Annotated in this window: 10 protein-coding genes; 7 read left to right on the forward strand and 3 right to left on the reverse strand. The window is 72.3% G+C overall.

What is annotated here, in order from left to right; translation table 11 throughout:
• The first annotated feature begins 273 nt into the window (after positions 1–273).
• The 3 genes from deoC to AC13HU_RS23165 are packed head-to-tail and all read left to right on the forward strand — an operon-like array spanning position 274 to position 3686.
• Positions 274–1257, forward strand: coding sequence for a deoxyribose-phosphate aldolase (gene deoC / locus AC13HU_RS23155; protein WP_483043865.1), 984 nt, complete (start codon positions 274–276; stop codon positions 1255–1257).
• Positions 1258–1263: 6 nt separating this feature from the next.
• A complete protein-coding gene (locus tag AC13HU_RS23160) occupies positions 1264–2754 on the forward strand; it encodes an aldehyde dehydrogenase family protein (RefSeq protein WP_483043858.1) in 1491 nt (496 codons plus the stop codon).
• Between the two features lie 2 nt (positions 2755–2756).
• A complete protein-coding gene (locus AC13HU_RS23165; RefSeq protein ID WP_483043859.1) occupies positions 2757–3686 on the forward strand; it encodes an aldehyde dehydrogenase family protein in 930 nt (309 codons plus the stop codon).
• 73 nt (positions 3687–3759) lie between these two features.
• Here the strand turns inward: AC13HU_RS23165 and AC13HU_RS23170 are convergent, their stop codons facing one another.
• A complete protein-coding gene (locus AC13HU_RS23170) occupies positions 3760–4092 on the reverse strand; it encodes a hypothetical protein (RefSeq protein WP_483043860.1) in 333 nt (110 codons plus the stop codon).
• 5 nt (positions 4093–4097) lie between these two features.
• Positions 4098–4490: a hypothetical protein gene (locus AC13HU_RS23175; RefSeq protein ID WP_483043861.1), complete on the reverse strand. Its 393-nt coding sequence runs from the start codon at positions 4488–4490 to the stop codon at positions 4098–4100.
• 111 nt (positions 4491–4601) lie between these two features.
• Here AC13HU_RS23175 and AC13HU_RS23180 point away from each other — a divergent pair, with 111 nt between their 5' ends.
• Entirely contained in the window at positions 4602–5240 is a 639-nt protein-coding gene (locus tag AC13HU_RS23180; protein ID WP_483043862.1) for an ATP-binding protein, read from the forward strand.
• A gap of 124 nt (positions 5241–5364) precedes the next feature.
• Here AC13HU_RS23180 and AC13HU_RS23185 read toward each other — a convergent pair whose 3' ends face one another.
• Positions 5365–6153: a SigE family RNA polymerase sigma factor gene (locus AC13HU_RS23185; RefSeq protein WP_483043866.1), complete on the reverse strand. Its 789-nt coding sequence runs from the start codon at positions 6151–6153 to the stop codon at positions 5365–5367.
• Between the two features lie 438 nt (positions 6154–6591).
• Here AC13HU_RS23185 and AC13HU_RS23190 point away from each other — a divergent pair, with 438 nt between their 5' ends.
• From AC13HU_RS23190 to AC13HU_RS23200, 3 genes are all read left to right on the forward strand, one after another.
• The gene (locus AC13HU_RS23190) at positions 6592–7269 is read left to right on the forward strand and encodes a response regulator transcription factor (RefSeq protein ID WP_328468401.1); all 678 of its coding nucleotides are present in this window, start codon (positions 6592–6594) and stop codon (positions 7267–7269) included.
• Positions 7167–8918, forward strand: coding sequence for an ATP-binding protein (locus tag AC13HU_RS23195; protein WP_483043863.1), 1752 nt, complete (start codon positions 7167–7169; stop codon positions 8916–8918). Before AC13HU_RS23190 ends, AC13HU_RS23195 begins: the two co-directional genes overlap by 103 nt.
• The coding region (locus AC13HU_RS23200; RefSeq protein ID WP_483043864.1) for a hypothetical protein at positions 8918–9555 on the forward strand (638 nt) is incomplete at its 3' end. The genes AC13HU_RS23195 and AC13HU_RS23200, both read left to right, overlap by 1 nt.

Here is a 9555-nt window from a genome sequence, read left to right on the forward strand (position 1 = left end):
GTGCCCCTCACCGCGTCCGACGGGACCTTGCGGGAGCGGGTGGTTGACCGCGCGGTTTCCCGCGACCTGGTAAGTGCGGCTTCCCGCGTGCTTGCCCCGGAGGGAGCCGCAGCATTCCCAGTTTTCCAGGGGCGCGGGGAACTGCGCGACCGGCCCACCACCGGCAGAAGGTCCGGCACCCGGCCGGCACGGCCAGGGGCCTACGGTCCCGCCCGGCCGCCCGCGAGGGACTGGCGGGGAGGTTACGCGCGTAGATATGGTGATGTGGTGACCATGTCCTCCGAAGTTCTCCCGCCCCCTTCAGACCTGTACGACGTGACCTCCTCCCCCCAGGCCCTGCGCAGCTACCTGCACGGGCTGCCCGGGGTGGACGCCGTCGGCCTGGAAGCGCGGGCGGCAGCCCTGGGTACGCGTTCGATCAAGACGACCGCGAAGGCGTACGCGATCGACCTGGCGATCTCGATGATCGACCTGACCACCCTGGAAGGCGCGGACACCGCCGGAAAGGTCCGCGCCCTGTGCGCGAAGGGCGTGCGGCCCGACCCGACCGACCGCACCGCCCCGCGGGTCGCGGCGATCTGCGTGTACGGCGACATGGTCGCGACCGCGAAGGAGGCGCTGGCCGCGGCCGGCGGCCCCGAGGTGCACGTGGCCGCCGTGGCGACCGCCTTCCCCTCCGGCCGCGCCGCGCGGAGCGTGAAGCTCGCCGACACCGCGGAGGCGGTCACCGCGGGCGCGGACGAGATCGACATGGTGATCGACCGCGGCGCGTTCCTGTCCGGCCGCTACCTGGACGTGTTCCAGGAGATCCAGGCGGTGAAGGCCGCGTGTGTCCGCGCGGACGGGACCCGCGCCCACCTGAAGGTGATCTTCGAGAACGGCGAGCTGTCCACGTACGACAACATCCGCCGTTGCTCGTGGCTGGCGATGCTGGCAGGCGCGGACTTCATCAAGACCTCGACCGGCAAGGTCGGGGTGAACGCCACCCCGGCGAACACCCTGGTGATGCTGGAGGCGGTCCGCGACTTCCGCCGGGCCACCGGGGTCCAGGTCGGGGTGAAGCCGGCCGGCGGCATCCGTACCGCGAAGGACGCGGTGAAGTACCTGGTGATGGTGAACGAGACCCTCGGCGACGACTGGCTGTCGCCGGAGTGGTTCCGGTTCGGCGCCTCCAGCCTCCTCAACGACCTGCTGATGCAGCGGCAGAAGCTCAGCACCGGCCGGTACTCCGGTCCCGACTACGTCACGGTGGACTGATCCCTCATGGCACACCAGAAGTTCGCGTACGCGCCCGCGCCGGAGTCCCGGGCGGTCGTCGACCTCGCGCCCTCGTACGGGCTGTTCATCGACGGCGAGTTCGCCGAGGCCGCCGACGGCCGGGTCTTCAAGTCGGTCTCGCCCTCCAGCGAGGAGGTGCTCGCCGAGGTCGCGCACGCCGGCGAGGCCGACGTCGACCGCGCGGTGCGGGCCGCGCGCAAGGCGTTCGGGAAGTGGTCGGCGCTGCCGGGCGCGGAGCGCGGCAAGTACCTGTTCCGGATCGCCCGTATCCTCCAGGAGCGCTCGCGGGAGCTGGCGGTGCTGGAGTCGCTGGACAACGGCAAGCCGATCCGCGAGACCCGTGATGTGGATCTGCCGCTGGTCGCGGCGCACTTCTTCTACTACGCGGGGTGGGCGGACAAGCTGGCGTACGCCGGGTGCGGTCCCGATCCGCGACCGCTGGGCGTGGCCGGGCAGGTCATCCCGTGGAACTTCCCGCTGCTGATGCTCGCCTGGAAGGTCGCGCCGGCGCTGGCCGCGGGCAACACCGTGGTGCTCAAGCCCGCCGAGACCACCCCGCTGAGCGCGCTGTTCTTCGCGGACGTGTGCCGCCAGGCCGGCCTGCCGCGCGGGGTCGTCAACATCCTCACCGGTTACGGTGACGCGGGCGCGGCGCTGGTCGCGCACGAGGGTGTGGACAAGGTGGCCTTCACCGGGTCGACGGAGGTCGGCAAGGCGATCGCCCGTACGGTCGCGGGCAGCCGGAAGAAGGTCACCCTGGAGCTGGGCGGCAAGGCGGCGAACATCGTCTTCGACGACGCCCCGATCGACCAGGCCGTCGAGGGCATCGTCAACGGGATCTTCTTCAACCAGGGCCATGTGTGCTGCGCCGGGTCGCGGCTGCTGGTCCAGGAGTCGGTGCAGGAAGAGGTGCTGGACGCGCTGAAACGGCGGATGAGCACCCTGCGGGTCGGCGACCCGCTGGACAAGAACACCGACATCGGGGCGATCAACTCCGCGGAGCAGCTCGCCCGGATCACCGCGCTCGCCGAGGCGGGCGAGGCGGAGGGCGCGGAGCGGTGGGCGCCGCAGTGCGAACTGCCCGAGTCCGGTTACTGGTTCGCGCCGACCCTGTTCACCGGGGTGACCCAGGCGCACCGGATCGCCCGGGAGGAGATCTTCGGCCCGGTGCTGTCGGTGCTGACCTTCCGCACGCCCGCCGAGGCCGTGGAGAAGGCGAACAACACCCCGTACGGGCTGTCCGCGGGGATCTGGACCGAGAAGGGCTCGCGCATCCTGTCGGTGGCGAGCAAGCTGCGGGCGGGGGTGGTGTGGGCGAACACGTTCAACAAGTTCGACCCGACCTCGCCGTTCGGCGGTTACAAGGAGTCCGGCTACGGCCGGGAGGGCGGCCGGCACGGCCTGGCGGCGTATCTCGCCGAGCCGGGCGAGTCGACCAGCGGGCGTGGCAAGGAAGAAGGGGAGCTCGACCGATGACGGTGTCCGAGCGTTCTGAGGGTGCGGCGCGGCTGAGCGTCTTCAAGACCTACAAGCTGTACGTCGGGGGCAAGTTCCCCCGCTCCGAGAGCGGCCGGGTGTACGAGGTGACGGACTCCAAGAGCGGCCGGGGTGCCAAGGGCGGCAACGGCGGGAGTGGCGGCAGCGGCGGGGCGTGGCTGGCGAACGCACCGCTCGCCTCGCGCAAGGACGCGCGGGACGCGGTGGTCGCCGCGCGCAAGGCGGTCGCGGGCTGGTCGGGCGCGACCGCGTACAACCGCGGGCAGGTGCTGTACCGCGTCGCGGAGATGCTGGAGGGGCGGCGCGAGCAGTACGTCCGCGAGGTCGCCGACGCGGAAGGGCTGTCCAAGGCGAAGGCGGCGGCCGTGGTGGACGCGGCGGTGGACCGCTGGGTCTGGTACGCGGGCTGGACGGACAAGATCGCTCAAGTGGTAGGGGGCGCCAACCCGGTTGCCGGTCCTTACTTCAACCTGTCCACACCCGAGCCGACCGGCGTGGTCGCCGTGCTCGCCCCCCAGGACTCGTCGCTGCTCGGGCTGGTCTCGGTGCTCGCCCCGGTGATCGCCACCGGCAACACCGCGGTCGTGGTCGCCGCCGAGCGCGCGCCCCTGCCCGCGCTCTCCCTCGGCGAGGTCCTCGCGACCTCCGACGTCCCCGCGGGTGTCGTCAACATCCTCTCCGGCCGCACCGCCGAGATCGCCGCTCCCCTCGCGGCCCACCAGGACGTCAACGCGATCGACCTCACCGGCGCGTCCCCCGAACTGGCCGCCGAACTGGAGGCCGCCGCGGCCGACAACCTCAAACGCGTCCGCCGCCCTTCCCCCGCCGAGAACTGGACCGCCGATCCGGGCACCTCCCGCCTGACCGCCTGGCTGGAAACCAAGACGGTCTGGCACCCGATGGGGGTGTGACCCCTCGGCCCCGCCCGTGCGAGCCCCTTCGGGCTTGCACGGGCAGGTCGGGGCTGCTCCGAGCGACCGCGGACTACGGGGCGCAGGCCGGCCCGAAGTCACCGTCGGGTTCGCGGGTGAGGAGGGCGTGCAGGGCGGGGTCGGCGTGGATCTCCGCGGTATGCCGCCACTGGGTGAGCAGCAGCGCGATCGGCGCGAGGTCGCCGGAGGCCGACGCTTCTCGGGCTGCGGCCCCCGACCCGGCCAACTCGGCCAGCCCGGCCAACTCGGCGAGGAAGACGTCGATGTCGGCCACCGGCAGGGAAGCGGTCCACGGCAGCACGTCGGGCAGCATCCGGCGCAGCCGGTCGAGGTTCGTGGCCGCGGCCGGGTCGGCGGGCGCATGGGCGCGTGGGGCGGGCGTCATCGGTGTCAGCGCGTGAGGGTCCCGGTGAGCGGGCCGACCAGGGGGAGGGTGCCCAGGGAGCCGCCGCTGGTGAGGGGGGCGGTGGCGTCGGTGGTGGAGACGGGGCGGAAGTCGGCGATCTGGGAGCCGACTCCGTTGGTGAGCGGGTCGACCGTGGTGTTGTTCAGCGGGTCGAGCTTGAGGTCGCGGACGGGGGCGACGCCGTCGGCGAGGGCGCCGGTCACGGACTGGGTGGGCAGCGCGGAGGTGATCGCGGAGGTGGGCAGCGCGCTGGTGGCGCCTTGGAGGTCGGGCAGCGTCGCCGGGGCGTCCGCGGCGACGGCGGTGGCCGCGGGAACGGCGACCGCGGCCGCCGCGGCGGTCAGCGTGAGGACGAGGGCGGTGCGCAGCGAGGGCATGGAACGGGCTCCTGTCGACGTGGCGGTTGCTGTCGCAGCGTAACGCAATGACCGCGAACGGTAGTTGTCATACCGCGGGTCATCCCCCGGGGCGAGGTTGCGGGAGAATGGTTGTCCGTGAGTCCACCTCCACGTTCCCGCGTGATCCTGCTGGCCGGGCCGTCCGGCTCGGGCAAGTCCTCGCTCTCCGCCCGCACCGGGCTGCCGGTGCTCGCGCTCGACGACTTCTACAAGGAGGACGGCGACCCGACCCTCCCGCTGCTGCCCGGCGACGCCGCGGTCGACTGGGACGCGCCCGGCTCCTGGCACGCGGACGCCGCCCTCGCCGCGATCGGCGCGCTGTGCGAGCACGGCAGCGCCGACACCCCGCGCTACGACATCTCGGCCAGCGCGATCACCGGATGGAGCCGGCTGGACCTCGCCGGGGCGCCCTACTTCGTCGCCGAGGGCATCTTCGCGGCCGAGATCGTCGGACGCTGCCGCGAACTCGGGCTGCTCGCCGACGCGATCTGCCTGCGCGGCAGCCCCGCGACGACCGCACGGCGGCGCTTCCTGCGCGACCTTCGCGAAGGGCGCAAGTCGGTACGCTTCCTCGTCAGGCGCGGCTGGCATCTCTTCCGCGCCGAGCGCGCGATCGTGGGGCGCCAGGTGGGGTTCGGCTGCGCGCCGTGCGACCAGCACGAAGCGCTGTCCCGTATCGCCGCGCTCGGCTCCACCCGGCCCGCGCACGCCGCCAACGCGCCGTCGTAGCACGGCTTTTCACCCCGGCCACAGGCCGGTGGCCCGCCGGGGGTGCCTCCGGCCCGGCGCACATGTAAGGGCCGGACGGCACCCCTCCGTGCCGTCCGGCCCTGTCCCCCGTGCCCCCTCGGCCCTACGCGACGAGCTCGCCGAAGGCGTCCTCTTCGCTACGGCCGAAGCTCAGCGCCTCGTCCTCCCGCATGCGCCGCAGCGACCGCCAGATGCTGCTCTTCACGGTGCCGACGCTGATGTTGAGGATGTCGGCGATCTCCGGGTCGGTCCGCCCCTCGTAGTAGCGCAGCACGAGCATCGTGCGCTGCTGCTCGGGCAGCCGCGCCAGCGCCTGCCACAGCACGGCCCGCAGCTCGGTCCCACCCATCTCGTCGGTGTCGCCGACCGTCTCGGGCAGTTCCTCCGTCGGGTACTCGCTGAGCTTGCGCCGCCGCCACGCGCTGATGTGCAGGTTGGTCATGGTGCGCCGCAGGTACCCGCCGACGGCCGCCTTGTCGCTGATCCGGTCCCAGGCGCGGTACGTGGAGAACAGCGCGCTCTGCAGCAGGTCCTCGGCCGCGAAACGGTCACCGGTGAGGTGGTAGGCGGTGGCGTAGAGAGAGGCCCGGCGCTCCTGCACGTATGCGGTGAACGCGGCCTCCGCCTCGGCGGAGTGCTCCTTGGCGGCCTGCCCGGGCACCCGCTCCGTGGTGGCCGAGGAGGTGGTGGCATCGCCGTCGGCGGGCTGCGCCGTGTCGACCGGCGCGATGTGCGCGGGGCGGGGGCGGGCCGCCTGGTAGGTGGCCGCGCGTCCGGTGCCGCGAACGTACCCCCGTCCGCTCGCAGCACCGGACATCTCCGTGGCCCGGAACCCGGGGTGCGCGTGCGCGGTGTGAACTGCGGTGGTGGTGGTGCTGTGCAGTGCGTTCATCATCGCGCCCCCGTTTGTGGAACCTGCCGCGTGGTCTTCGGCGTCGAAGCCTGTGTGGCGTCGTGTTCTTCCGATGGGCATAAGACTGCCGGGCCAGTTTCATCGGGCTGTCCGTCGAGTGTCACAGACCCGTCACAGAGGCTCTCCTGCGGAGTGGCTGGGCGAACCCGCCCGGGTGGTCCGTTCTGCCGGTTCAGGGACCACCTGCCGGTGGGGGCTTGTCGCGCCGTTCTCCCCCAGAGCTTCGCCTGGGAGGTGCCCCCACGCGCCCCTTGGGTTAGGTGCGGGTGCTCCCCAGCTGACCTGTCCTGGTACCGGCCGGTGCCACAGCTGACGACGGTGGGCAACCGAAAAATGGGGCACCGTCTGCAACGAGAGCACAACCATGCCGCGAGACCCCTTCCCGCTCACCTGCCCGGGTAGGCAACAATGGCGCCCGTGCCTTTCCTGTTGCTGATCGAGGATGACGACGCCATCCGTACGGGTCTCGAGCTCGGCCTGTCCCGTCAGGGTCACCGTGTGGTGGCCGCTGCGACGGGCGAGGACGGGCTGAGACTGCTCAAGGAGCAGCGCCCCGACCTGATCGTGCTGGACGTGATGCTGCCCGGGATCGACGGCTTCGAGGTGTGCCGGCGGATCCGGCGCACCGACCAGTTGCCGATCATCCTGCTCACCGCGCGCAGCGACGACATCGACGTGGTCGTGGGCCTGGAGTCCGGCGCCGATGATTATGTGATCAAGCCCGTGCAGCCGCGGGTGCTGGACGCGCGGATCCGGGCGGTGCTGCGGCGCGGCGAGCGCGACAGCACCGATTCGGCCGCGTTCGGCGCGATCGTGATCGACCGCAGCGCGATGACCGTCACCAAGGACGGCCAGGACCTCCAGCTGACCCCGACCGAGTTGCGGCTGCTGCTGGAGCTGAGCCGGCGGCCGGGCCAGGCGCTGTCCCGGCAGCAGTTGCTGCGGCTGGTGTGGGAGCACGACTACCTCGGTGACTCGCGGCTGGTGGACGCATGTGTGCAGCGGCTACGCGCGAAGATCGAGGACGTACCGTCGTCGCCGACCCTGATCCGTACCGTCCGCGGCGTCGGCTATCGCCTGGACACGCCTCAGTGAGCCGTGCCCAAGGCAGCCCGTTCTGGTTGCTGCGCTGGACCAGCCTGCGGCTGCGGCTGATAGCGGTGTTCGCGCTGGTGGCGCTGACCGCGGCGGTGTCGGTGTCGGGGATCGCGTACTGGCTCAACCGCGACGCGGTGCTCACGAGGGCGCAGAACAGCGCGCTGGACGACTTCCGCGACTCGTTGCAGCGCAACGCCGCCTCGCTGCCGGTGCAGCCCACCTGCGAGTCGCTGGGCATGGCGGCGAACCGGATCGGCGGCCCGGACACATACCAGGTCGTCCTGATCGACACCACGGCCGACGCGACGTGTGCGGAACGGTCGGACGGCAGCACGTTCTCGATGGACAACGTGCCCGCGTCGCTGGTGCGGGCGGTGAACACCAAGCACACGAAGGACGACAACCGCTACCACCTGCACTGGGAGCGGATCTCGCTGGAGGGCCGCCCCTATCTGGTGGCGGGTGCGCGGATCAACGACGACGGCCCGACCGGCTACATGCTCAAGTCCCTGGACGCCGAGCGCAAGGACCTCAACTCGCTCGCCTGGTCACTGGGCATCGCCACGCTGCTGGCGCTGATCGGCGCGGCCCTGCTGGCGCAGGCGGCCGGTTCGGCGGTGCTGCGGCCGGTGCGGCGGCTGGGCGAGGCCGCCAAGCGGCTCGGCGAGGGGCAGCTCGACACCCGGCTGAAGGTGTCGGGCACCGACGAACTGGCCGAGATGTCGCGGACCTTCAACAACGCGGCCGAGCAGTTGGAGGGCCGGGTCGAGGAGTTGCGAGCCCGCGAGGCGGCCAGCCGCCGGTTCGTGGCGGACATGTCGCACGAGCTGCGCACCCCGCTGACCGCGATCACCGCGGTCACCGACGTGCTGGAGGACGAGGCGGACGCGCTGGACCCGATGATCGCCCCGGCGGTACGGCTGGTGGTCAGCGAGACCCGGCGACTGAACGAACTGGTGGAGACGTTGATGGAGGTCACCCGGTTCGACGCCGGGACGGCGAAGCTGCGGGTCGACGAGGTCGACGTCGCCGACATGATCATGGCGTGCATGGACGCGCGGGCCTGGCTGGACTCGGTGGAACTGGACGCGCCGCGCGGGTTGCTGGCCACGATCGACCCGCGCCGGCTCGACGTGATCATGGCGAACCTGATCGGCAACGCGCTCAAGCACGGCGGCTCCCCGGTACGGGTCGGCCTGCGCCGGGAGGGCGGTGCGGACGGCGAGATCGTGATCGTGGTCTCCGACCGCGGCCCCGGCATCCCCGAGGAGGTGCTGCCGCACGTCTTCGACCGTTTCTACAAGGCCGACGCCTCCCGGGCCCGCTCCGAGGGCAGCGGCTTGGGCCTGTCCATCGCGATGGAGAACGCGCACATCCACGGCGGCGACATCACGGCCGCCAACGGCCCCGACGGCGGCGCCGTGTTCACGCTGCGGATGCCGGTACGGCCGCGGGCGGACGAGGGCGAGGACGGCGGGGACAGCGGCGCGGGCGGCGTGGGCGGCGTGGGCACGAGCGGTGCCACCGAGGCGACCCGGGCGGCCGGCGGCACCAGCGGCACCGGGACCGGTTCGGCCGGTTCGGCCGACAGGAACGGTGCGGGTGACCGCCAGGGCGGCGCCGGCGGGCCGGCGGGGAGCGCGTGATGACGGTGAGGAACGCTCCGGCGGGCGCTACGCGGCCCGGCGGGCGGCGGGTGCGCCCCGGAGACGGCATACGCGTCCTGCGCGGCTCCGTGGCCGTCCTGGCGGCTTCCGGCGCGGCGCTGACGGCACTGTCCGGGTGCGGCATCCGCACCACCACCGTGCCGGTGGACGACGGCCCCGCGCCGTCCCGGGTGGCCTGCGCGCCGCCCAAGTCGCCCGCGTCCTCCGGGCCGGACTCGATGGTCGAAAGGATCTACCTGGTCTGCGACACCCAGGTCGCACCGGTCAGTCGCAACATCGACGTGCGCGACGGCCGCCTCGACCGGCTCGGCGAGGTCAGGACGCTGCTCGCCCAGCTCCAGATCAGCCCGCGCACCGTCGAGACGAAGGCCGGGTTCTCCACGGAGGTGCCCGGCACCCTGGAGGTCGTCTCGACCGGCCGGGCCGGCCACAAGGACGCGCTGCTGCTCAACGACCGGCCGCAGGACCTGCCGTCCTTCGCCCTCGCCCAACTCGTCTGCACACTGACCTCCGACTCGCTGGTCTCCCCCGACCACTCGGTGGTCCTCGGCGGCCCCGAGCCCGACAGCAGGCTGCGCTCGTACACGTGCACACCGGATCTGCGCACCCGCTCCGA

Source organism: Streptomyces sp. NH27, assembly GCF_056859195.1.

Bases quoted from the DNA above. Each gene is read 5' to 3' on its own strand.
- AC13HU_RS23160 (WP_483043858.1), top strand. From the start codon at position 1,264: ATGGCACACCAGAAGTTCGCGTACGCGCCCGCGCCGGAGTCCCGGGCG.
- AC13HU_RS23170 (WP_483043860.1), bottom strand. From the start codon at position 4,092: ATGACGCCCGCCCCACGCGCCCATGCGCCCGCCGACCCGGCCGCGGCC.
- deoC (WP_483043865.1), top strand. From the start codon at position 274: ATGTCCTCCGAAGTTCTCCCGCCCCCTTCAGACCTGTACGACGTGACC.
- AC13HU_RS23175 (WP_483043861.1), bottom strand. From the start codon at position 4,490: ATGCCCTCGCTGCGCACCGCCCTCGTCCTCACGCTGACCGCCGCGGCG.
- AC13HU_RS23195 (WP_483043863.1), top strand. From the start codon at position 7,167: ATGTGTGCAGCGGCTACGCGCGAAGATCGAGGACGTACCGTCGTCGCC.
- AC13HU_RS23185 (WP_483043866.1), bottom strand. From the start codon at position 6,153: ATGAACGCACTGCACAGCACCACCACCACCGCAGTTCACACCGCGCAC.